Source organism: Sphingomonas sp. CCH21-G11 (assembly GCF_001555965.1).
Classification (GTDB): Bacteria; Pseudomonadota; Alphaproteobacteria; order Sphingomonadales; family Sphingomonadaceae; genus Sphingomonas.
Window position 1 is genome coordinate 23,137 of sequence record NZ_LSHX01000035.1, and the last position, 22,223, is coordinate 45,359.

Genomic DNA, 22,223 nt, shown 5'->3' on the forward strand with positions numbered 1-22,223 from the left:
GGCGCAGGCGCTTTCCCCGCCCCGGCAGATCAGGCGACCAGAAAGGGCTGGCCGCACCGCACGCCGGTGGCCTGCAGGTCGGCCTGGCCGTAGCGCACGCCGATCAGCCCGGTGAGCGTGTCGACGAGCCCGTCCAATGCCGGCGCCACCGTCGCCAGCACGCCCCCCAGCGCCTGAACGATCGGTGTCGCCGGCACCGGCAGCAGCCCGAGCAGCTCGACGTCGATCTTGACCGTCCCGATCAGGCTGGACGCCACGCCCTCGACCGCATGGCCGCTCGACACGCGCTTGATCGTGCCATCGCCGATTTCGTCGCCCGCGAAGATCGCCGCCTGCCACGGTTCCGCGGCGCCCAGGTCGACCAGCGCGGCGCCGTTGACGCGCACCAGTCCGGCGACGTTGACCAGGCGCGCGGATGCGAGCGGCAGCGGCTGGGTAAAGTCGGCAAAGCGCGTCATGTCCGGCTGGGCAATCGCGACGCGGCCCAGCCCCGGGCGTGCGTCCAGCGTGACGCGGGGGCCAGCCGACGCATCGCAGTCGATCGCCGCCAGCCGCGCCTCCCCGGCTGCCAGCTCGACGAAGATCGGCACGTTGACGGTCAGGTTGCCGCCCAGTCCCGGCAGTGCCGCGCCGGTCAACCGCGATGCGATCAGCATGCGGACCTGCGCGGTGCGCAGGATGGGCGTGCCGTCGGCGCTGACCGCGACAAAGGGCGATTGCGCGGGGCGTTCGCCGATCGCGAGCGTGACCCGCGTGCTCGCGACCCCGGGCACCGTGGCGGGCAGGTCGGCCTCGACCTGCCGCCGGCCATTGCTCATTTCCGCGATCGCGCGCAGCATCGACAGCGCGTCGACGCGTGCCATCCCCGCCGGGCCGGTATCGCGTGCGCCGGCCGGGCCAAGGTCGATCAGCGCGTCCAGGGCGATGGCATCGCCACGCGCACCCGCCGCCATCGCCCGCAGCGCCGCCTTGGCCGTGGCGTCGTCGACGGTGTCGGCCAGCGCCTCGATCGCGGTGGGGCCGCTGACGTCGCGCGCCAGAATCTCGTCATAGCTGGCTGCGTCGATGCGGGCGCGCGTCGCCACCGCGTCGAGATAGGTGAGCAGGTCGACATCGGCGGCGACCAGCGCCTGATAGTCGGCGACCGACAGCCCGACACTGGTCCCGAGCAGCCCCGACAGCAGCGCATTGACGATCCCGCCCTCTAGCGCGGCGAGGCGCGTCCCGATCGAGAAGGCTGCGCTGTCCTGACGCGCCGCGGTCGCACGCCGCGCGATCGCGACCTGGTCCTGGCCGAAGACGCGGGCGAAATAAGTGGGTGAGGTGGCGGCCAGCGTCACGGCAAAGGCGTTGCCCCCGCCCGTGGCAGCGGCGCTGAAACGCAGGTCGGGCGGCACGGCGGGGTCGGCGCGATAATCGCCCCGTACGATGCGCGGCGTGATCTGTCCGCGCCAGCCGGCTTGTGCAATCACCGCCGCGACCGCCGCTTCGGCGCGTTCGGGGTGCCGGGCGGCAGCGAGCGCGGCGCTATCGGCAATCCCCTGGAGCCTGCGGGTGTCGAGCTGCACCGCGCCGATATCGACCGCCAGCGCCGCGCCCGCAATCAGCATCGGCATCGCGCCGGCGACCAGCACGGCGGCACCGCCGCGCCGATCGCGCGCCAGGTCGCGCAGGACCGGCACGCGCATCACAGCACCCCGCCGGGATGCGCGATGCCGCGCTTGCGGATCACCGGGCTGGGCATGGGCACCAGCGGAATGTTCATCAGCGGCGCGGTGCGCGCGTCCACTGAAACCTCGACCGTGATCGCGCCGCCATCCTCCTCCACGCTGGCGAGGATGTGGGCGGGATCGATCCCGGCGACGGTCCCCGCGCCGCGCTGGACGCTCAGCCGCGCGATGTCCTCGCGTTCCTCGGCGGACAGGCCGGCGATGCTGGCGCGCGCGGCGTCGTTGGCAAGTTGCTGGGCGCTGTGCGCGATCAGGAAATAATGGCCATAGGCGGCCATGCCGATCAGCAGCGCGATCAGGATGGGCGCGAGCAGCGCAAATTCGATCAGCGCGGTGCCGCGGCGGTCGATCAGGAGCCTGGGGGTGAGCTGAACCATGCCCCGGGGTCTAGCCGCAATGGCCTTAGCGCCCGATCGCGACGCGCGGTCGGCGCATCCGCGCAGTTTACGCGATGCCGGGGACGCGAATTCGCCGCCGGCGTCCGGCCGTCAAGCGCGATTGCGCACGGCCGGACGTTTCATTCACGCAATTCGCGTGATCCGATCAGCGGACGCGCGGCCCGCCATAGGGCAGCGGCGGCGGCGGGCGGCGATCGCGGCGCGGCAGTTGCGCCTGATAGGCATGCCCGCAATGGTCCACGCAATAGGGGAAGCCGGGGTTCACCTTTTCCCCACAGAAGTGGAAATCGGGCTCGCCGGGGTGGCCCAGCGGCCATTTGCAGATGCGGTCGTTGAGATCGAGCAGCGTCGTCTTGCCCGCGATCGCCTCGCTGGGCTTGGCGGGCACCAGCCGGCGGGGCGGCGCGGGCTGGATCGGTGCGCTCTGCTCGCCCGGGTTCTGGCGCAGGAAGCCGCCAGGGCCGACCGAGCGCAGCGTCGGCGTATCAGCGCGCGCGACCGGCTCGGGGGCGGCCGCTGCATCCTCGCGCGCCGGCGGTTCGGCGGCGACGGCGGCGGGGGGCGCAGGCGGCGTCGGCTCGGGCTTCGGCGCTGCAGGGGGCGGCGATGCCACGGGCGCGGCAACCTTGGCCTCGACCGGTGCTTCGGCGACCGGGGCGGCGGGAGCGGCCGTCGCCTTCGCGGCATCGGTGTCGTTCGACTTCACCGGCGAGGGGCGCGGTTTCAGGCCCAGGCGGTGCGCCTTGCCGATCACGGCGTTGCGGCTGATGCCGCCCAGTTCCTCGGCGATCTGGCTGGCGGTCATGCCCGACGCCCACATCTTCGCCAGCATTTCGATGCGTTCTTCGGTCCAGCTCATGCGTCGTCCTGTTTCATGGTCCCGGCGCGTCGGAACGGTTGCGGGGCGAAGGCGGAGCGACTACGCGAGAAGCGCATGACGGACCAGCCCCAAACCGACTCCCGAACCGCAGCGCCGCTAACCGATTCGATCCTTGCCGCCCCCGGTGTCCCGACGATCCGGAACGTCAACTGGGGCGGGCTCAAGGCGCTCTATATCAAGGAGGTGCGCCGGTTCTTCAAGGTGCAGCTGCAAACCATCTGGGCGCCGGCGGTCACGACGCTGCTTTACCTGGCGATCTTTACCGTCGCGCTGGGCGGCAGCGGGCGGACCGTGCTGGGCGTGCCCTTTGCCGAATTCATCGCGCCCGGGCTGATCGTCATGGCGATGCTGCAGAACGCGTTCGCCAATTCCAGCTTCTCGCTGCTGGTCGGCAAGATCCAGGGCACGATCGTCGACTATCTGATGCCGCCCCTGTCGACCGGGGAGCTGCTTGCCGGACTGGTCGGCGGTGCGGTGACGCGCGCGATCTGCGTCGGTGGCACGGTATGGCTGGCGATGGCGCTGTGGGGGGTCGACGTGACGCCGCGCCACCCGCTGGCGATCCTCTATTTCGGGCTGATGGGATCCGGCTTTCTCGCTTGTCTGGGCGTGATGACGTCGATCTGGGCGGAGAAGTTCGATCATGCCGCCGCGATCACCAATTTCGTCGTCGCGCCGCTGTCGCTGCTGTCGGGCACCTTCTACTCGGTTGACGCGCTCAGCCCGACCTTCCGGGCGATCAGCCACCTCAACCCGTTCTTCTATGTCATTTCGGGCTTCCGCTACGGCTTTCTGCAGACCGCGGATACCGACGTCGTCACCGGTGCGGTGATCCTGCTGGTGCTCAACATCGTGCTGGTCGGCCTATGCTATGCGCTGCTGCGGCGCGGCTGGAAGCTCAAGAGCTGACCCTGGCGCGCGCGGGCGCGGTGTTGACGCGCCCCGGCCGGTCCCGGTAAATGATGGCGACGGGCGGCCACCGGGCCGCCCGTTTGTATTTGACCCGGAGCCCGATCCGGCCGTTTCGTCCCGCCATTACAGGAGCTTTGCCATGTCGATCCCCGCGCTCATGCCCGTTTACCCGCGGTGCGATGTGCGTCCGGTGCGCGGCGAGGGGGTGTATCTCTATGGCGAGCGCGGCGAGAAATATCTCGATTTTGCCAGCGGTATTGCGGTCAACTGCCTGGGTCACGGCCACCCGCATCTGACCAAGGCAATCCAGGATCAGGCCGCGACGCTGATGCACGTCAGCAACCTCTATGGCAGCCCGCAGGGCGAGGCGCTGGCCGCGCGGATCGTCGCCAACAGCTTTGCCGACACCGTGTTCTTCACCAATTCGGGCGCCGAGGCGATCGAGTGCGCGATCAAGACCGCGCGCCGCTATCATTATGCCGAGGGCAATCCCCAGCGGCACAAGCTCATCACCTTCCACAACGCCTTTCACGGCCGCACGATGGGCGCAATCTCGGCGACCAACCAGGCCAAGATGCGCGACGGGTTCGAGCCGCTGCTGCCCGGTTTCGACTATGTCCGCTTCAACGATCTCGACGGCGCGCTGGCGGCGATCGATGACGAGACCGCAGGCTTCCTGGTCGAAACCGTGCAGGGCGAGGGCGGGGTGAGCGCGGGCACGCCCGAGTTCATCCAGGGGCTGCGCAAGGCGGCGGACGAACACGGCCTGTTGCTGGTGCTCGACGAGGTCCAGTGCGGCTACGGGCGCACCGGCAGGATGTGGGCGTACGAGCATTATGGCATCGAGCCCGACATCCTGGCGTCGGCCAAGGGGATTGCCGGCGGCTTCCCGCTCGGCGCGTGCCTCGCCACCGAAAAGGCCGCGAAGGGGATGGTGTTCGGCACCCACGGCTCGACCTATGGCGGCAATCCGCTGGCGATGGCGGCGGGCAACGCCATCCTCGACGTGATGCTGGAGCCGGGGTTCCTCGACCATGTCACCGCGATGAGCGACCGGCTGCGCGCGGCGCTGGCGCAGATGATTCCCAATCATGACGACTTGTTCGACGAAATCCGCGGCATCGGCCTGATGTGCGGGCTGCGCATGAAAGAGCCGGCGGTCAGCCGCGACTTCGTCGCGCACCTGCGCGATCACCACGGGCTGCTGACGGTCGCGGCGGGCGAGAATGTCGTACGCATCCTGCCGCCGCTGATCATCGACGAAAGCCATATTGCTGAGGCGGTCGAAAAGCTGAGCGCGGGTGCGCGCAGCTACGCGATGCAGAAGGCGGCTTGAAACGGATCCTCCCCGAGCTTGCTCGGGGAGGGGGACCAGCGCAGCTGGTGGAGGGGAGTTGGCGGCGCGTCGCGGGTAGAGGGGCCCCCTCCACCGCGCTGGGCGCGGTCCCCCTCCTCCAGCGAGCTGGGAGAGGATTTTTAATGCGCCATTTTCTCGACCTGAGTTCAGCCGGCGGCGACGCGATCGCCGCGATGCTCAACGACGCGATCGACCGCAAGGCGGCGCGGCGCGGCTGGCCGAAGGGCAGGCCGGATGCCGACGCGCCGCTCGCCGGCCACACGCTGGCGATGGTATTCGAGAAGAGCTCGACGCGCACGCGCGTGTCGTTCGACCTGGCGATCCGCCAGCTGGGTGGTAGCGCGGTGATCCTGGAGGCCGGGACGACACAACTCGGGCGCGGCGAGACGGTGGCGGACACCGCGCGCGTGCTGTCGGGCTATTGCGACGCGATCATGGCGCGCACCGACGATCCCGCCAAGCTGGCCGAAATGGCGCATCATGCCAGCGTCCCGGTCATCAACGGCCTGACCGACCTGAGCCATCCGTGCCAGATCGTCGCCGACCTGCTGACCGTCATCGAAAGCGGCAAGGCGCTGCCCGGCCTGAAATGGGCGTGGCTGGGCGACGGCAACAACGTGCTGCATTCGATCGTCGAGGCGGGTGGGCTGATGCATTTCGACGTCGTGGCGGCGTGTCCGGAGGGCTATGATCCGGATCCCGCAGTGCTGGCGGCGGCGGGCGGGCGGGCCCGGCTGTGCCGCGACGCCGCCGATGCGGTACGCGACGCCGACGTGATCGTCACCGACACCTGGATCTCGATGGGCCAGGATCATGCCGAAGAAAAGCTGGCGGCGATGATGCCCTATCAGGTCACAACGGAGCTGATGGCGCTGGCGAAACCCGACGCGATCTTTCTCCACTGCCTGCCCGCGCATCGCGGCGAGGAGGTGGTGGCGGAGGTGATCGACGGACCGCAATCGCGCATCTGGGCGGAGGCCGAAAACCGGCTGCACGCGCAGAAGTCGATCCTGCGCTGGTGCTTCGGCCAGATCGGGTGAGTTGCGGCACGCCGATTTCTTCCTATCTGTAAGTCCAATGCAGCGAATGCCGCTTGCCCTGCGCGTATCCGGGGGCTGATCTTCCTCTTCGGAACGGGCGAGAGGGGACGGGGACTTCGCCAGACTGCGCCCGAACGGATTCCACGATGACTGACGCTGTTGCCGAACTCGATCGCGCCATCGGGTTCATGATTCCCGACCGGAATGCGCGCGGGCGTATCGCCCGGCTCGGCCCGACGCTCGACACGATCCTGAATGCGCATGCCTATCCGCCCGCGATCGAAACGCTGCTGGCGGAGGCGCTGACGCTGGCCGCACTGCTGGGATCGACGCTGAAGGACGGCGAGGGGCAGCTGACGCTCCAGGCGCAGACCCAGGGCGGCATCATCAGCCTGCTGGTCTGCGACTATCTGAACGGCGCGGTGCGCGGCTATATCCAGTATGACGCCGACCGGCTGAGCGAGGGGCCCGACGAGCCGTCGTTGTTCGCGCTGTTCGGCAACGGCTATCTGGCGGTGACCTTCGACCAGTCGGTGACGCGCGAACGCTATCAGGGCATCGTGCCGCTCGACGGTGCGTCGCTGGCGGAGGCCGCGCAGAGCTATTTCCTCCAGTCGGAACAGATCCCCAGCCTGGTGCGGCTGGGCACGCGGCGCGACGCCGGTGGCCGGATGGTCGCCGGGGGTCTGCTGCTCCAGCATCTGCCCGATGGCGAGGAGGGGCGCGAGCGGCTGCACACGCGGCTCGACCACCCCGAATGGCAGCATGTCGAAACGCTGGGCGCGACGATGTCGGGCGAGGAACTGACCGATGCGACGGTCCCGCTGGAGTCGCTGATCTGGCGGCTGTTCAACGAGGAGCGCGAGGTACGCGTCTTTCCGGCGACCGCGCTGTCGCGCGGCTGCCGCTGCGATGCGACCTATATCAGCCAGGTGCTGGCGAAGTTTTCGGAAATCGACCGCGCGGAAATGGCGGACGAAAACGGCGTCATCAACGTCGATTGCGCCTTTTGCGCGCGCAGCTTTCCGGTGTCGCTTGCCGATGTCGCCTGAATATTTACCTCTGGCGATGTAAGGGTCGCGTTGCCGGCGAACGGAAATGGCCCCGTTTCGCGATAGACGCGGCCGGCGGGTGCCGCGAGGATCGCGAGGCTGCGGGATAGAGCGGTGGAGGAGTTGCGGACGTGCGGATGCGGCGCTTGACGGCGATGATGGCGGGGGCGGTGGCGGCGACGCTGGCGCTGCCGCTGGCTGCCGCGGATGCGCCGACGCTCGCCGTGCTGCGCGGGCTGGAACTCGGTCAGTGGCAATTGCGCGAGATCGGGCCGCGCGGTGGCGAGCGCAGCATCTGCCTGGGCGACATGGAAACGCTGATCCAGCTCCAGCATCCGCGCGGCGGCTGTTCGCGCTACGTGATCGACGATCGCACCGCGCACGGGACCATTCACTATACCTGCCCCGGCAGCGGCTATGGCCGGACCACGATCGACCTGGTGACGCCGCGATCGGTGCGGATCGAGACCCAGGGCGTCGCGTCCGGCGCACCTTTTCACCTCGAGCTCAACGCGCGACGCATGGGCGCCTGCACGGGCAATTGAGGCCGGAATTTCGCGTCGTTAACGCGACGTTTAGGTCTGTCGTGGCATAGCTCGACCCGCCTGATTGGACGCAGGCATGAAGTTCTCCCTTTTGGTTTCCCAAGACAGCTGGGGCCGCCGTTGGTGGCCCCTTTTTTTGTTCAGCCGCCCGGGCGATCGGCCGTCCGTCGGGCATAGGCGGCGGTCAGCTCGCGCGCGAAGGTTTCGATGAAGCCGTCGTCGGCGGCGAAGGCTTCGGCGTAGAGCCGCCACGCGGCATCGGGCTTGCCCCCGGCGCGGCGCAGGATGGGCTCCGGCGCGAAATGATCCAGCGTCGCCCGCAGCGCCTGTTGCATCGCGGTCAGGGTCGCGCGCTGATGCGCGTCGAGATCGGCAAGCGCGCCGGTCATCGCCTCCGCCCCCGGGCCGGGCGCGGTCAGCAGCCGCGCGAGGAGCATCTCCGCCGGCTGGCCCGATTGCAGGGGGTTGCCCGCAACCGGGTCGGCGCTCAGCCCGATTTCGGCGCGCGCACGGCCGCGCGCTGCGGTCATCGCCGCCACGCCGGTCACTGCCGCGCGCAGCATCGCGCCCGCCGCCTGCAGCACCACGCCATCGGTGGCCGCGACCTGATCGCGGCGGACGCCTGCGGCCGTGCAGAGCAGGGCGGCGGCATTGCCGGCCTCTGCCGCGGTGCGCGGGGGCGCAGCTGCAGCGACGGGCGACGCCGTCGCGCCACGGCGCCAGGGATCGGCCTCGGGCGCGGCTGCACCCGCCGCCACGTTCACGCCGATGTCGTATCCGCCGATGCGCAGGACATCGCCGTCGCGCAGATGTTGTGGCGCCGCCAGCCGCTGGCCGTTGAGCCACGTGCCGTTGGTGCTGGTGTCGTGCACTGCCCAGCCCGACGCAGTCCGATCGATCCGGCAGTGGCGCGACGAGATCACGCTGGTCGCATCAGGCAGGACGAGCTGGCAATCGCCCGCCCGGCCGATCGTCACGGGTCCCTGCGCGAAGCGTGTCGCCGCCACCGCCGCAGCCTGGCTGCCGGGCGCGGGGCGGGGGGTGAGGATCAGGGTCATGCGCTTCCTTGCCGCGGCGATGCCGTCCGGACCGCCGGACGATGCGGCATCCTAGCCCGCCCGCCGCCGTCCGCAACCGGGGCAGCGCGGGCGGCATCGCCACCGATCGACATTTGTCATTCGGGCCCGCCCCACCTATCCTGCCGACAGGATGGTTAGCGAGTCGCTAGCAAGGGGACACGGCATGGCAAGGCTCTCGCGCAACATGGCGCTTTATGCGGTTCTGGGCGTCGGAATGGGGATGGGAGCGCCGTCGGCGCATGCCCAGACATCGGTCAACACGCCCGACCAGATCGTGTGTCAGCTGAGCGGCGTGTGCGGCGACGCGCCCGCCGACCCGGGCGCGCAGATCGAGATCGGCGACGAAAAGGCGTTCAGCCTGGCCAAGCCCAACGCCGCCAAGCCGGCGAGCAGCGCCACATCGACCAGCGCGCCCTCGCGCCCGCCCGCGGCGTCGGCTGCGGCACCGTCGCGTCGCCCGGTGGCGACCGCGGGCGCGCGCACCCCGACGCGGCGTCCCGCACCGCCGACGACCAGCGGCGGCATCGACATGATGGTCACCTTTGCGCTGGGTTCGGCCGACCTGACCGACCAGGCGCGTGCCGAGGTGCGCGCCTTTGCCAAGGCGCTCGAGTCGCCGGTGCTGGCCGGGCAGAAGTTCCGGATCGAGGGGCATACCGACGCGATCGGCGCGGCGGACTATAATCTCGACCTGTCGCGCCGCCGTGCCGAGGCGGTGGCGGCCTATCTGACCTCGCTCGGTGTCGATCCGGGCCGGATCGAGACGCGCGGTTTCGGCTATCAACGCCCGCGTCCGGGCACGACACCGCGCGCAGCCGTCAACCGCCGGGTCGAGTTCGCCAAGGCCAGCTGATCGGCTCGGCAATCGCGCGCAGGGGGCGGCGGGAAATGAGCGGCACGACCGCCTATGACGATGTCGCCTATCCCGCGACCCTGTTTCCGGCGACGCACCCCGACCATCTCGCGGCGATCGCCATCCTTCACGGGCTCGACCCGCCCGACATAGCGCGCGCGCGCGTGCTGGAAATCGCCGGCGGCGACGGGGTCGGCCAGATCGCGCTCGCGGCTGCCTATCCCGAGGCACAGTTCGACAGCTTCGACCTGTCGCGCGAGGCGGTGGCGCGCGGCGTGCGGCTGGCCGACGCGGCCGGGCTGACCAATGTCCGCATCGAGCATGGCGACCTGCTCGACCGCGCCGAGACGATGGCGGGCCCCTATGATTATGTGATCGCCCACGGCCTTTATGCCTGGGTGCCCGATGCGGTGCGCGCGGCGACGATGCGGCTGATCGGGCGGGTGCTGTCGGACCAGGGCGTCGCCTTCATCAGCTACAACGCGCTGCCCGGCGGGCATCTGCGCCGGGCGGTTCGCGACATGCTGCTGCATCATGTCGAAGGCATCACCGACCCGGTCACGCGGGTGCGCGCGGCGCACGACTGCCTGCTCGCCTTTTCGCGCCCGCACGACGGCGATCGCCCGGTGCTGCAGGCGATGCGCGATGTCGCCCGCCCGATGCTGAGCAAGAATCTCGGCACCCTGTTCCACGACGAGCTGGGCGAGAGCTATGCGCCGCAGTCGCTGAGCGACGTCGTCGCCGCGGCCGCCGGCCACGGCCTGCGCTTCCTGAACGACGCAGGATCGACGATGGTCCGCGACGGCCTGCCCGGGGTCCTGCCCGGCGGGGCGACCGACGATGCCGCGGTCGTCCGCGCCGCGCAGGTCAGCGATTACGAGAGCGTCGCCTTCTTCCACCAGAGCCTGTTCGTGCGCGCCGGCTCTGCGCCCGCGCGGCAGCTGGATCCGTCGGTGTTTGCCCGGCTGTACGGCGCATCGCGCGTGCAGCGCACCGGCTCGACCCATTTCCGGCTGGGCGAAGATCCGTTCGAGGTGGCGGACGCGCAATTGTGCGACCTGCTCGAGGCGATGGCGACGGCGTGGCCGGCGCGCGTGCCGCTGGCGCGCATTGCGGACTCCCCCGATCGTGCCGAAGCGCTGGTCACGCTTTATCGCAGCGAGGTGTTGACGCTGCACAGCACGCCCGTGCCCGCGCGGATGATTCCGGGCGCGCGGCCCTGCGCCAGCCCGGTCGCGCGCGCCCAGATCGCGCTGGGCGGCACCACGCTGTTCACCCTCGACCATCGCGTCGTCGCGTTCGAGGCGCCGGGACCGCGTGCATTCGTGGCGCTGCTCGACGGCAGCCGCGACCGGGCGGAGCTTGCCGCGGCCTGGGCCGGGACGCCTTATGGCAGTGAGGTCGACGTCGACACCGCGCTCGCCCAGATCGCGCGGGTGCCGCTGCTCGTCGCCTGATCGGGTTCAGCCGAGCGCGGCGGTCGCGCCCATTGCGGGGCTGGGGCACGCGATCTTGACGAAGGGGTCGACGACGAACGGGTTGGTGCCGCCAAAGGTGCGCACGCGGAAGTTGAAGCGTGCGCCAGCCTGGGTCAGGCTGCCTTCGCCGATGACGGGCGAGGCGCCGGGCTTGATCGCTGCGGCCTTCATCATGCGGAACACCGCCCATTGGCCGGGCCAGGAGCGGACCTGGGGCGCGCCGCTGTCGGCGACGGTGAACTCGACCGCCGCATCGCCGGTCCCCGGCCAGTCGAAGGTGACGGGCACCGGCACCTTGCCGTCGAAGTTGAGCGTCTGGCCGTCGATGGTCAGCTTGACCGCGCTCGCCCCGGCCAGCGCCACCGGCTCGATCTGATAGGCGAGGCGCGCGGCATTGGGATCGCTGGCGAAGAAGGTGCGCGTCACGCTGTTCGCGGCCTGGAGCGCGCGGACATTGGCTTCGGTCAGTCCGACTTCGCCGGCATTGTCGAGCGCGCGCCATTCGGGCGCAGTCGTGTCGATATAGCCGGCGAGCTGTTCGCCGACGAACTTCGCGAACTGGCCCTGGGGCGCGAAGAAGCGCTGAAAATCGGGGATGGAGAGCTCGGCGGTCGCTGCCGGCTGCACCGGAAAGGCGCGGGTCAGCGTGCCGGTGCACTGGTCGCCGAAACTGGCGTTGAGCGCCGCGCCCATCTGGGCCAGTCGCGCGCCGCCCAGCGCGACATTGGCGTCGCTCGCCACCGCCTTGATCCAGATCGCGGCCGGTGCGGGCATCGAATTGGCCGACTGGTCGAGCTGGGCGACCAGCGCGCGCACCTCGAGGCTCTGTTCCGATCCGCTGCCGCCGCCGCCGCCCGGCAGGACGGAGACGATGTTGAGCTTGTCGGCGAGCTGACCCATCGTCGCCAGCGCCGCATCGATCGGCGCGTTGGGCGCAGGCGCGCCGCCGCCGGCCGGAATGCCGACGAACAGGCGCAGCGGCAGGAACGCGTTGACCACGCTGGTGCGCGGATCGTCCGCCGACGGGCCGATGCCGGCCGCGTTCATCGCCTGGCCGATCAGCCCGCCCGGCGCCTTGGGCGTCGCCTTGGGCGGGGTCATGTCGGTCGCCTTGGCGATCGCGGTCATCAGCGGCTTGATCGGCGACAAGGGCCCGCTGCCGTCGCGCAGCCGCTGGATATTGTCGCCGAGCGCGGTGACCGGGCGCGGCTGCATCGCCGCCAGATAGGCCTGCCAGCGGCTGAGGAACTCGGCGAAATAGAGGCGCTCGAGATCGCGCTTGAGCGCGCCCAGCTCGGCGGGCGACATGTTCGTCGCGACGCCGGCGTCCCCGACGACCCAGCGTTCCTCCTCCAGCAACTGCGCGCCGCTGGCGACGATCGGCAGGAAGGTCTTGTCATAGCCGGTGCGGGTGAACAGCGCCGGTACGCCCGCGCCGGGGGCGAACGCGCCGCCGGGGGCAAAGAAGATTTCGGGGCTGGGGCCGGCATTGTCGCGCGCGCTCCACATCGTGTCGCCCTGCTCGATCGCCTTGCTCTTCAACCGGCCATAGACGCGCACCGCTGCCGGTTGCGCACGCAGCACCGCGCGCGCGGCTTCAATCCGGCTGTCGTCGACCGCGACCGGGCGGAAGGCGCCGCCCTCGAACAGGGCGCTGGTGTGGCGCGCAAGCTCGCCCGCCTCGCTTTGCGGATCGCCGCCGCCGCCGCGCGCCAGCCATGCCGGCTGGACCCAGGACAGGATCTGTTCGGCCTGCATCGGCCCGCGCCCGCCCAGGATCAGATAGGATTTGAGGTCGTCATAAAGCGCGGATGGCTGCGCGACATCGGCGCTCAACCGCTCTTCGGCCAGGCCGGCAAGGATCGGCGTCAGCCGCCGTTGCAGATCGCGGCCATAGATGCCGCTCAACTCGCCCGACAGCCGCCCGGCCTGGCCCAGCCCGAGCGCGAAGTCGCTGGCGTCGCGCATCTCCGCGGTCGCCCTGCCCAGAACGCCCAGCGCGGCCAGGTCCTGCTCGACGGTCGCGCTGCCGCCGCGCGAGGTGCCGGCGGCTTCGGCATAGCTGGCCGAGGTCGTGTAGATGCCGTCGATCAGCTCGACATTGCGGAAATAGCCCCAGGTCCACAGTCCGACCGCGACGGCGAGTGCCACCGCGCCCCCCGCGATGCCGAACACATAACGCTGGCGTGCGCGCCGCTCGGCCGCCTCGTTGCGACCGGCCAGCCCCTGTTCGGGGATGATCAGGTCGGAGAAGAACCGCTTGAGGAAATAGCTGCGTCCCTGGCCGACCGCGTTGGCCGACGCGATCGGGGGCACGCCCTGCGTCAGCAGGATGCGGTCGACCGGGTTGCCGGTCTGGGTGCCCGACGCGAGATAGATGCCGCGCACCCGCGCCGGCGCGTCGAAGCGCGACTTCTGGCCGAGTGCGGCGAGCAGCGTGGCAATTGGCGTGCGCAGCGAGGCGAGCTGGGCGGGGAACATCGCGATCTGGCCGCGGAGCGGCAGCTGCGCCTCGTTCTGCATCCGATCGACGACGCGCCCGGCGATGCTGCTGACCAGATCGTCGAAGCCCCTGAGCACCGCGTCATTGTCCGCGCCGTCGCCCGGTGCGGTCGTGCCGAACACCTGATCGCTTTCCGCGTCGGTGCTGCGCGCGAAATATTCGCGGAAACCGGCGAGCAGGTCGGCCTTGGTGATCATCACATAGACCGGCAAATCCTGGCCCAGCGTCCCGCCAAGCTCGTTCAGGCGCGCGCGAATGTTCTGGGCATGCGACGCCATTTTCGCCGCATCGGCGAAATCGGGGGCGGGGATGGCGACGATCACGCCGTTCAAGGGCTGGAGCGGGCGGTGCTGCTTCAGGAGGTTGAGAAAGCTCTGCCACCCCTCCGCATCCGCCTTGGCATCCAGATCCTGGGTGACATAGCGTCCGGCCGTGTCGATCAGTACTGCTTCGTCGGTGAACCACCAGTCGCAATTGGGCGTGTTGGGCTGGCCGCGCAGCGCGCGATATTCACCCGCGACCGCGGTCGGAAAGCCCAGCCCCGAATTGAGCAGCGCAGTCGTCTTGCCCGCGCCCGATGGGCCGATGATCGCATACCAGGGCAGCTGATAGGCATAGGCCTGGCGCTGGCCGAGCTTGGCGGATTTGAGCATCGCCAGCGCTTCGCCCAGCTTGGCCGAAATCTCGTCATGGTCGGCCGGGTTTTTGGGCGCCAGCGCCTCCATCAGCGCCGCGTTCTTCTTCTTCTCGCGGCGCCGCGCCAGCCACCCGTAGATGCCGACGCCGATCAGCGGCAGCAGCGCGACGACCAGCGTCACCGGCCACCAGCCGAGCGGGCGGAAATCGGCGATCGCGATCAGCGGACCGATGAACCACAGGATCAGCCCGAGCAGGATCGCGCCGAGCACGCGCCAGAACCAGGGATTGCGGAACAGGGATTTGAGCGCAGTCATGGCCTTGCCCTCCCTCAGCGCCACGCGACGTCGTTGGCGACGCGGATTTCGACGCGCCGGTTCTGTCGCCGCCCGTCATCGGTCGTGTTGTCGCCGATCGGGCGGGTGTCGCCCAGCCCGGTGGCGGTGACGCGCGATCCATCAGCCAGCCCCGCCGCCTTGATCGCATCGCCGACCGCACGCGCGCGGGCAACCGACAATTCCTGATTGGAGGGGAAGGCGAGGCTGCGGATTGCCTGATCGTCGGTATGCCCCTCGATCCGGATCGGCCCTTTGGACAGGTTGGCCGCTTCGGCGAGCCGCCCGAACGTGTCCTGCCAAGCGCCCGACGGTTCCGCCTGTGCGGACGCGAACAGGCCCTGATTGTTGAGGCGCATCACGATCTCGTTGCCCTCGCGCAGCACGTCGAGCCGTTCGGCCTGGATGTCGGGGGCCAGAATCTCGCGCATCCGGTCATAGGTCGGAGTCGCGGTCTCGGGCGCGGGCGGGGGCGGGGGCACGACCTGTGCGGTGCCGACCGCCTGGTTGAGGCTGGCGATCGCGGCATCGGCCTGGGTGCTGAGGCGATAGAGCAGCGCGGCGAAGAGCAGCGCGCCGACCGCCGCCAGCCCGGCCAGGATCGCCCAGAGCGGGATGCGCGGCGCATAGCTACCCGCCGCCACCGTCTGGCCGCGCCATTGCGGCGACAATTCGCCGGTCGCCGCCTGTCCGCGCCGGGCGATGGCGGTGGCCAGGCCCGAACGGCGTTGATGCAGCAGCGACTGGCCGCGCGGATCGAGCGCGGCGCGCCCTTCGAACCCGAGCGAGAGGCATTGATAGAGTAGCTCCATCAGCCGGGGTTCGCGATTGGGGTCCTGTTCCATCCGCTCGGCGAACTGGAACAGGCGGTCGCCGCCCTGCGTGTCGTTGTGATAGGCGGCGAGCAGGCTATGCTGCGACCACGGGCTGTTCGCGCCCCAGGGCGTGGACATGACGGCATCGTCGACGAACGCCGACAGGATGTAATGCGCGAGCTGCACCGTCTTTGGGTCGAGCCCCAGATTGCGCGCGCGCGGGCTGAAGGCGTCGAGCTCGCGAATGGCGAGTTGGCGCAGCGATCCGAGATCGGGGCCGACCGGCATCGACCGCACCCGGCTGGCGAGGTGGATCAGGCGACCGGCGGCGGCGACCAGCGGTTCGGGGCCGTACAGGTCGGGCTCGGCCGCCGCGAAATCGAGCCGCCCGGCGGTCGCACCGCCGGGGGGCGATCCGGCCGGGGCGGGCGCGGCGCGCGGCGGTCCGCCGGGACCGATCTGCTGCGGCTGGGGCGGCACATAGCCGCCGGGCGCGGGCGCAGTGCCGGGGATCATCGTGCGCTCGCCGGCCGCGCCAGCGGGCGGAGCAGCGGGCGGCGGCACGGGCGCAGTCGGCGGCGGAAAGCCCGGCGCGCCGGCCGGGCGGCCGGGCTGGAAAACGGTGCGTTCGCCGTCGGCGGGACCGTCGGGATCGCCGGGCTTGCCGCTCATTGCTGTGCCCCCCTGATCGCCCACATCTCGAGTTCAAGCCCCGGTATCTCGCCGGCGACGTGCAGCGCCACCGCGCCCGATGTGCGCACCGTCTGCCATTGGTCGTGGCGGGTGTTGATCGTGAAATAGACGGTGTTGGCGCGGAACGGAATCTGGCGCGGCTCGGATGGCATCGGATAGATGTCCGCGCCCGGCAGCTGGCGCATCACCAGGTCGCGGATATGTTCGACCGAGCCGATCTTGGCGCGGCGGGGCAGGTTGACGCGCAGCTGCTCGGTATCGACCGCCGCGCGTGCCGCCAGCACGAAGGACGCGCTGGTGAACAGCGACCGGTCGCTGATCTGGCCGACCGAAATGCCATAGGCGCGCGGCTCGAGCGGGATGGCGACGGCGCTCTGCTCGAACACCGCGCTCAGCGAGCGGCGAAGGTCGTTCATCACCGCGTCGAAGCACGCCCGCTGGTCGCGATGCGCATAGAGCGGCATGAAGGTCGGGCGGTTGCCCGCGGTCGTGAAGGTGGCAAGTTCGGCCGCGAGCACGCACAAATGGCCGTAAAGATCGGCCGGATGCAGCACCGGCAGCGCGGCGAGATGCTTGATCGCGGCTTCCGCGCGGTTGACCGCCATCAGCATCAGGAAATCGCTGATGTCCGCGACGCCCTTCGCCCCCGGGGTGCCGAGGCGTCCGGCGATCGCCTCGGCGCGCTGGTGCAGCATCCCTTCCAGTTCCGACATGAAGCCGGTCAGCGTCGCACTCGCCATCGCGTTGACGCCGCAGGGGATGAAGCCCGGGTCGAGCGAGACGCTGTCGTCGGCGCGGCGTTCGATGACGCGCGCGATCGGCAGGGTGGTATAGCCGTCCAGCCCCTCTGCCTCGCTGCGCAGCGAAAGCTGCAGCCGACCGACATTCATCGGCACCCGCGATGCCGCACCATAGACCGAATCGGCCGCCTCGAACTCGACCGCGGCGAAGCGGGTCTCCGCCTGTGCCGATGGATCGAGCGCGACATCGGCGGTGCCCGCGCGCGATTGCGGCACGCACAGATGGATCGTCGCGTCGCGCAGATCGCGCATCACTTCGAGCGGCAGCGGGGCGGCGGCTTCCTCGGGCACGCGAAAGGGGGTGCCGTCGTCGAACACGCCGGCGCAACGGTTGAGCACCAGCTTGCCGGTCTTGAGCTGTCCCGCGTCGATCTGAAGCGCCGATACGCCATAGCCGTGCGCGACCAGCGGCGACACGCGCGCTTCCAGCTGCGCGCCGGTAAAGCGCTCGAACTGCTGGAAATGCTGCGGCCGCAGGAACATGCCCTCCGACCAGATCGGCTTGTTCTCCCAGGTCACTCGGCCATCACTCCCCCCGGTGGCGTCATTGTCCCGACTTCAGGAACTTTTCATAGCCCTCGCGAAAGGCGACGCTCATCACCCCGTTCGCGTTCGATACCGCATCGCGCCGCAACGCCTCGAAGATCGTTTGATACACCGTCCACGGATCGATGCCACGCCGGAACGGCAGTCCTTTTTTCTGGCCCGCAGCCTGGGCGATCAGCTTCTCGATCTCGGGCGGCGACAGCCGGTCGAACACCGCGCTCAACGCGTGCTGGACGCCCGCCAGCATGGCAAGCTGGTGCTTTTTGATATCCTCGAACGCGGTGCGCACGGCTTCGTCGGCGGGCATGAAGCCGGGCAGCGGATCGCCGAGCAGGATGCGCGCGGCGTCGAGCGGGGCAAGGTGCTTGAGCGGATTGTTGCGCCCGATGCTCAGCTGAGTGCGCTCGACGCGGAACTCGTCCTTGAACGCGGCGCGGTCCTGGATGATGTCGGAGAGGCCGAGCACCACCTGGCGGTACATCACCCCCAGCCGCCGCATTGCGTCCGGCGACAATTGCAGCTCGTCGGGGCCGATCCCGGCGCCTTCGTAAAATGCGGCCCAGTCGGGACCGGACGTGGACGCCGGCGCAGTTGGGGCGGCCGGGGCGGCGGGCGCTGCCGACGCGGCCGGGGGTGGCAGTTCGGCTGGGCTTGCCCGTCCCGGATCGGGCGCGGGCAGCGCAAAGGGGTCGTCGGTTTCTCCGTGCAGCGGCGCGGGGGTGAACGGCTCGGCCGGGAAAGGCACCTCGGCGAAGACATCGCTCTCGGGCGGCGGCAGCGGGGCGGGCGCGAACGGGTCGCCCGCGGGCAGCGGCATCGGCGCGAACGGGTCCGCGCCGCTTGCAGCAGCTCCGCCGGGCGGCGCGATCGCCCAGTCCTCCGGAATGCCGAAATCGGTCGGCGGCGGCAGCGGATCGGCCATGATCGGCCGGGCGAAGGCGTTGCCGAGCGGACCGGCAAAGCCGAAATCCTCGGGCGGCGGCGCGGACTGCGCCGGGCCGGCCAGCGGCGTGGGCGAAAAGCCCAGGAAATCGTCCATCGCGTTGCCGAGGAACTCGTGCACCTCTGCCTGGCGCTGCGCATTGCCCCACACCGGATCGACCGGGGTGTCGAACCACGCGTCGGGCTGGCCCAGACCCGACGGGCTGGCGGGCAGCGGCGGGGGTGGGGCGGGCAGTGATGACGAAATCGCCGATCAGCAGCCGGTCGTTGGCGCGGATCGCCACGGGCAGTTGCGGCGCGATCCGTCCGTCGGGGCGGTTGAGCGCGACGCCATTGGTGCTGGTGTCGATGACGAACAGGTCGAGGCCGAGCGCCGAGATCGTGCAATGTTCGCGCGAGATATGACCGTGTTCGTCGGGCAGCACCCAGTCGCACGTCTTCGCGCTGCGCCCGACCTTGATCTGGCCGGCGTCGAGCTGGCGCCGGTCGATAAAGGTTCCGGGCGGGTCGGTCGCCCTGGCAAGCAACAACGTCCACATGATGACGGATCAGCCCCCCGCCAGCCGCGCGCGGACCGACGCCTGGGCGGTTCGACCAACGTCCCCCTTCATCAACGCCAGCCCGATTTCGAGGAAATCGCCCAGCGACACGCGGCCGTTGAGCGCCGGCTCGAGCGTCAGCAGCAGCAGCGCGGTCCGCGTCGCGACTCCGGGCAGATGCGGTGCAGGCGGTACCGGTTGCTGCCCGCGCGGCGCGATCGATGCGCCGCTCCAATAGGCCGCCATCGCGGCCCAGCCGGGCGCGAGGTCGAGGTTGCAGCGATCGGCCGCCTCGCCCGCGCGCTCGGCATCGACCGGCGCGGTGCTCTGGACCCAGTGTTCGGCGACCTCCACCGCGGCGAGATCCTCCGCACGCGCCGCCAGATCGGGCAGCAGCCGGACCGCGAGGCATGCCCACCACGCCGCCTGGCGATGCGGCAGGATCATGGTGAGCGCATAGACCGCGTCGCGGTAATTGCCCGTGGCGGCGAGCGCGGCGATCAGCCGTTCGGGCCCCGTCGCCCCGGCCAGCACCGCACGGCCCGCGGGGGACAGATTGGCCTTCTGCTCCAGCTCCGCACGCTGATAGCGCAACGCGATGACGGGCGTGCTCGCCATGTCAGTTGATCATCACGATGCCGCCCTTGAGCGTCAGCATCGCATCGGCAGTGACGTCGGTCTTGGGCGCTTTCAGGGCGGCGGTCGCGCCCCCGGACATATCGAGCTGGGCCTCGGCCTTGATCGTGATCTTCACCGCCTTGATCTCGATTCCCGTGGGCGTCATCGTGATCGTCGAGCTGCCGACCTTGAGCTCGATTTCCTGCTTCGATTCCAGCAGGCTCTTCTGCTGCACGGTGACGGTGCGGGTCTTGGCGATGTCGGTCGTCTGCTTGCCGTCGATCTTGACCGTGCGATCGCGCGTCACGGTGAGCGACTGGTCGCGCTCCACCGCCAGCGTCTGGTCGCGCTTGACCGTGCCCCAGTCGTCATTGTCGATCAGCCGGCGATAGTCGCGGCCGGTGTAGAGATAGATCTCCTCGGCACCGTCCTTGTCCTCGAACCGGAATTCCTGGGTGATCCCGCCGTTTTTCTCCGTGACCGAGCGCCAGCCGCTCTGTGTCTTGGCCGACGCGGGATCGAACGGATAGGGCTGGGACGGCGTGTAGACCGTGCCCGAGATGAACGGCAGATCGGGATTGCCGTAGAGAAAGTCGATGATCACCCGCGTGCCGATGCGCGGAAAGAATTGCGCGCCGTGCGTCGAATGGGCCCATTGCTGCTGGACGGGCAACCAGACGAATTTGGGGAGCGCACCGCCATAATCCCTCGCGGTCGCGATTTCGACGGGAACGCGGCTCTGGTCGTCGATGACGATCTCGCCCTTGGCCGAGCTTTCGTCCGCGACCGTGCCGAGCAGGGGGCCGGGCGCGGTGCGCTGGGGCGCGCCGACCGGCGGGCGGAACACCCGCGTCGCGTCGATCGCGGTAAACTGGTTCGAATAGCTGCCCTTGCCGCCATCCTGCAGCATCCACGGATCGCGCGCGGAATGGGTGACCGAGGTGAATGCCAGCCGGTCTGGCAGCGCACCGTCGCTTTGCGTGACCTTCACGCGTCCCCCGGCCATGAAGTCGCAGCGCGACGACATGCCGGTCACCTGGTCCGCGCTCTGCCCGACGCCATCGATGTGATAGGCGGAGCGGGCGTTCACGCCGGCCTGCGCCACCGATTCGAACCCGATCGAATGCAGCCCGTGCGGATAGACCGCGCCCCATGACGGGGCGGCGCTGCCCGCCTTGGTAAAGGGCTCGTCGAGCTTGTTGACGTTGACGCCGTGATGCTTGTGCTTGCGCGGCCCCGCGCGATATTCGCGCGCGACGGCGGGCATCGCCTTTAGCGATTGTTCGTGATCCATCGACACGTCGCCGCCCGCCACGTCGACATAGTCGGCGGACTTGTTGGCCAGCACCATCTTGTGCCGGAAGGTGCCCGCGCCGCTGTCGTGCACGAAGAAATACATGATGCCGTCCTGCGCCAGCAGGCGGTCGAGGAAATCGAGCTCGCTCTCGTCATAGCGTACCGCATAGCCGCGCGCCGGCGGGTCCGGGCTGACGCCCACCGACTTGGTCAGCCCGACGACATCGGCGGTCATCGCGGTGAAGATGTCGAGGCTGGTCTTGTCCTGGATGAAATGCGTTGCGCGCGCATAGCTGAGCGCGAAATAGGCCGGGCGCGCGGTCAGCAGGACCCGCATCCCCTCGGCACCCAGCGCCAGCCGCGCGGCATAGATGCGCCCGGCAAAGACGCGCGGCGGAAAGTCGCCGATCGAGATGTCGAACTCGACCAGCTTGCCGATCCACTGGGTCAGGTCGGGCCGCACTCCGGCGACCAGCTCCAGGCGATACTCGAACGGCTCGCTGATCGCCTCGCGTCCTTCAAAACCCAGCAGCTCGTAATTGGCCAGGTCGTCGGGAAGCGCGCGCAGATTGAGAAGATGGTCACCCATGCTAGGAGCCTTGCCCGCCCGTCAGACGCGGAAGCCGGCGGCCCCGGTGCGGGGCCGCCGATCTTCCGCGCAAGACAGGGCGATCAGCCGACCTTGTTCTCGGCCAGCGAGTAGATCAGGTGGGTCGGGCTGCCGGTGTTGGTCGCATCGCGGCCGGTGAAGCACCAGTCGAACTTGGTGAAGTTCAGCGACAGCGACTCGCTCGGAAAATCGCCGCCCGACGACATGCTGAAGCCCGAGATGATGACTTCCTCCAGGCTGAGCGTCGCATATGCGACCGATTCGCCCTTCGACGCGGCGGTGAACGAGATCTTGCCCTTCTTGATCACCTCACCCATCAGCAGCTGCTTGAACAGCAGCTCGGACGACTTGTCGGTGACCTTGGTCGTCGTGATTTCGGACACGCTCGGCTCCGACGCGGTGCGGTCGCCGCCGCGCGGCGAGCTGACGCCGATGCCGGCACCCCATTGAAAGCTGTTCAGCTCGATCATTTCCTTGAACTTGTCGTCGGTCGAGCTGCCCTTGATGCCATCGAGTTCGAGATAGATTGCCACGTGCTGTTCCCTTCTTCATCCTCGGCGACACCG

At 69.6% G+C, this 22,223-nt stretch carries 18 protein-coding genes and 1 pseudogene; 7 read left to right on the top strand and 12 right to left on the bottom strand.

The window, feature by feature from the left end; translation table 11 throughout:
- Positions 1-29: 29 nt before the first annotated feature.
- The 3 genes from AX676_RS10220 to AX676_RS10230 all read right to left on the bottom strand — a co-directional run bounded on the left by AX676_RS10220 (position 30) and on the right by AX676_RS10230 (position 2,987).
- On the bottom strand, positions 30-1,688 hold the full coding sequence (locus AX676_RS10220) for a pilus assembly protein TadG-related protein (protein WP_066477489.1): 1,659 nt from the start codon (positions 1,686-1,688) through the stop codon (positions 30-32).
- Positions 1,688-2,107 carry a TadE/TadG family type IV pilus assembly protein gene (locus AX676_RS10225; RefSeq protein ID WP_066477490.1) on the bottom strand — a complete coding sequence of 140 codons (420 nt, stop codon included), beginning with the start codon at positions 2,105-2,107 and terminating at the stop codon, positions 1,688-1,690. The genes AX676_RS10220 and AX676_RS10225 overlap by 1 nt, the downstream gene beginning before the upstream one ends.
- 166 nt (positions 2,108-2,273) lie before the next feature.
- Complete coding sequence (locus AX676_RS10230) at positions 2,274-2,987, bottom strand: GcrA family cell cycle regulator (RefSeq protein WP_066477492.1); 714 nt, start codon at positions 2,985-2,987, stop codon at positions 2,274-2,276.
- A gap of 75 nt (positions 2,988-3,062) precedes the next feature.
- On the opposite strand from AX676_RS10230, the gene AX676_RS10235 reads away from it, so the two are divergent.
- From AX676_RS10235 to AX676_RS10255, 5 genes are all read left to right on the top strand, one after another.
- Positions 3,063-3,917, top strand: coding sequence for an ABC transporter permease (locus AX676_RS10235; RefSeq protein ID WP_066477495.1), 855 nt, complete (start codon positions 3,063-3,065; stop codon positions 3,915-3,917).
- 142 nt (positions 3,918-4,059) lie between these two features.
- The gene (locus AX676_RS10240; protein WP_066477498.1) at positions 4,060-5,256 is read left to right on the top strand and encodes an aspartate aminotransferase family protein; all 1,197 of its coding nucleotides are present in this window, start codon (positions 4,060-4,062) and stop codon (positions 5,254-5,256) included.
- A gap of 143 nt (positions 5,257-5,399) precedes the next feature.
- Positions 5,400-6,317 (top strand): ornithine carbamoyltransferase, encoded by a 918-nt coding sequence (argF, locus tag AX676_RS10245; RefSeq protein ID WP_066477500.1) that lies wholly within the window; start codon positions 5,400-5,402, stop codon positions 6,315-6,317.
- Between the two features lie 146 nt (positions 6,318-6,463).
- Positions 6,464-7,369 (top strand): Hsp33 family molecular chaperone HslO, encoded by a 906-nt coding sequence (gene hslO / locus AX676_RS10250; protein WP_066477501.1) that lies wholly within the window; start codon positions 6,464-6,466, stop codon positions 7,367-7,369.
- Between the two features lie 137 nt (positions 7,370-7,506).
- Positions 7,507-7,914 (top strand): hypothetical protein, encoded by a 408-nt coding sequence (locus tag AX676_RS10255; protein ID WP_066477502.1) that lies wholly within the window; start codon positions 7,507-7,509, stop codon positions 7,912-7,914.
- Positions 7,915-8,054: 140 nt separating this feature from the next.
- Here the strand turns inward: AX676_RS10255 and AX676_RS10260 are convergent, their stop codons facing one another.
- The gene (locus AX676_RS10260) at positions 8,055-8,972 is read right to left on the bottom strand and encodes a type VI secretion system-associated FHA domain protein (protein WP_066477503.1); all 918 of its coding nucleotides are present in this window, start codon (positions 8,970-8,972) and stop codon (positions 8,055-8,057) included.
- Between the two features lie 184 nt (positions 8,973-9,156).
- Between AX676_RS10260 and AX676_RS10265 the strand changes: the two genes are divergently transcribed.
- Entirely contained in the window at positions 9,157-9,846 is a 690-nt protein-coding gene (locus tag AX676_RS10265; RefSeq protein ID WP_066477504.1) for an OmpA family protein, read from the top strand.
- Positions 9,847-9,881: 35 nt separating this feature from the next.
- Positions 9,882-11,303 (top strand): class I SAM-dependent methyltransferase, encoded by a 1,422-nt coding sequence (locus AX676_RS10270; protein WP_066477505.1) that lies wholly within the window; start codon positions 9,882-9,884, stop codon positions 11,301-11,303.
- A gap of 6 nt (positions 11,304-11,309) precedes the next feature.
- Here the strand turns inward: AX676_RS10270 and tssM are convergent, their stop codons facing one another.
- From tssM to AX676_RS10305, 8 genes and pseudogenes are all read right to left on the bottom strand, one after another.
- Positions 11,310-14,780: a type VI secretion system membrane subunit TssM gene (gene tssM, locus AX676_RS10275; RefSeq protein WP_156437652.1), complete on the bottom strand. Its 3,471-nt coding sequence runs from the start codon at positions 14,778-14,780 to the stop codon at positions 11,310-11,312.
- Positions 14,781-14,794: 14 nt separating this feature from the next.
- Positions 14,795-16,285, bottom strand: coding sequence for a type IVB secretion system protein IcmH/DotU (gene icmH, locus AX676_RS10280; protein WP_066477507.1), 1,491 nt, complete (start codon positions 16,283-16,285; stop codon positions 14,795-14,797).
- Entirely contained in the window at positions 16,282-17,625 is a 1,344-nt protein-coding gene (gene tssK / locus AX676_RS10285) for a type VI secretion system baseplate subunit TssK (RefSeq protein WP_066477508.1), read from the bottom strand. Before tssK ends, icmH begins: the two co-directional genes overlap by 4 nt.
- 25 nt (positions 17,626-17,650) lie before the next feature.
- Positions 17,651-18,745 (bottom strand): type VI secretion system-associated FHA domain protein TagH, encoded by a 1,095-nt coding sequence (tagH, locus tag AX676_RS10290; protein WP_066544267.1) that lies wholly within the window; start codon positions 18,743-18,745, stop codon positions 17,651-17,653.
- Positions 18,746-18,854: 109 nt separating this feature from the next.
- A pseudogene (locus tag AX676_RS18530) lies at positions 18,855-19,133 on the bottom strand (FHA domain-containing protein); the annotation flags it as partial.
- Between the two features lie 9 nt (positions 19,134-19,142).
- Positions 19,143-19,751 (bottom strand): DUF6931 family protein, encoded by a 609-nt coding sequence (locus AX676_RS10295; RefSeq protein ID WP_066477511.1) that lies wholly within the window; start codon positions 19,749-19,751, stop codon positions 19,143-19,145.
- Position 19,752: 1 nt separating this feature from the next.
- Positions 19,753-21,636 (bottom strand): type VI secretion system Vgr family protein, encoded by a 1,884-nt coding sequence (locus AX676_RS10300; RefSeq protein ID WP_066477512.1) that lies wholly within the window; start codon positions 21,634-21,636, stop codon positions 19,753-19,755.
- Positions 21,637-21,719: 83 nt separating this feature from the next.
- A complete protein-coding gene (locus tag AX676_RS10305; RefSeq protein WP_066477515.1) occupies positions 21,720-22,190 on the bottom strand; it encodes an Hcp family type VI secretion system effector in 471 nt (156 codons plus the stop codon).
- Positions 22,191-22,223: the final 33 nt, after the last annotated feature.

What these genes read in the sequence shown, in the direction of transcription:
- AX676_RS10220 (WP_066477489.1), bottom strand. Translation starts at nt 1,688, where the DNA reads ATGCGCGTGCCGGTCCTGCGCGACCTGGCGCGCGATCGGCGCGGCGGT.
- AX676_RS10225 (WP_066477490.1), bottom strand. Translation starts at nt 2,107, where the DNA reads ATGGTTCAGCTCACCCCCAGGCTCCTGATCGACCGCCGCGGCACCGCG.
- AX676_RS10230 (WP_066477492.1), bottom strand. Translation starts at nt 2,987, where the DNA reads ATGAGCTGGACCGAAGAACGCATCGAAATGCTGGCGAAGATGTGGGCG.
- AX676_RS10235 (WP_066477495.1), top strand. Translation starts at nt 3,063, where the DNA reads ATGACGGACCAGCCCCAAACCGACTCCCGAACCGCAGCGCCGCTAACC.
- AX676_RS10240 (WP_066477498.1), top strand. Translation starts at nt 4,060, where the DNA reads ATGTCGATCCCCGCGCTCATGCCCGTTTACCCGCGGTGCGATGTGCGT.
- argF (WP_066477500.1), top strand. Translation starts at nt 5,400, where the DNA reads ATGCGCCATTTTCTCGACCTGAGTTCAGCCGGCGGCGACGCGATCGCC.
- hslO (WP_066477501.1), top strand. Translation starts at nt 6,464, where the DNA reads ATGACTGACGCTGTTGCCGAACTCGATCGCGCCATCGGGTTCATGATT.
- AX676_RS10255 (WP_066477502.1), top strand. Translation starts at nt 7,507, where the DNA reads ATGCGGCGCTTGACGGCGATGATGGCGGGGGCGGTGGCGGCGACGCTG.
- AX676_RS10260 (WP_066477503.1), bottom strand. Translation starts at nt 8,972, where the DNA reads ATGACCCTGATCCTCACCCCCCGCCCCGCGCCCGGCAGCCAGGCTGCG.
- AX676_RS10265 (WP_066477504.1), top strand. Translation starts at nt 9,157, where the DNA reads ATGGCAAGGCTCTCGCGCAACATGGCGCTTTATGCGGTTCTGGGCGTC.
- AX676_RS10270 (WP_066477505.1), top strand. Translation starts at nt 9,882, where the DNA reads ATGAGCGGCACGACCGCCTATGACGATGTCGCCTATCCCGCGACCCTG.
- tssM (WP_156437652.1), bottom strand. Translation starts at nt 14,780, where the DNA reads ATGACTGCGCTCAAATCCCTGTTCCGCAATCCCTGGTTCTGGCGCGTG.
- icmH (WP_066477507.1), bottom strand. Translation starts at nt 16,285, where the DNA reads ATGAGCGGCAAGCCCGGCGATCCCGACGGTCCCGCCGACGGCGAACGC.
- AX676_RS10295 (WP_066477511.1), bottom strand. Translation starts at nt 19,751, where the DNA reads ATGGCGAGCACGCCCGTCATCGCGTTGCGCTATCAGCGTGCGGAGCTG.
- AX676_RS10300 (WP_066477512.1), bottom strand. Translation starts at nt 21,636, where the DNA reads ATGGGTGACCATCTTCTCAATCTGCGCGCGCTTCCCGACGACCTGGCC.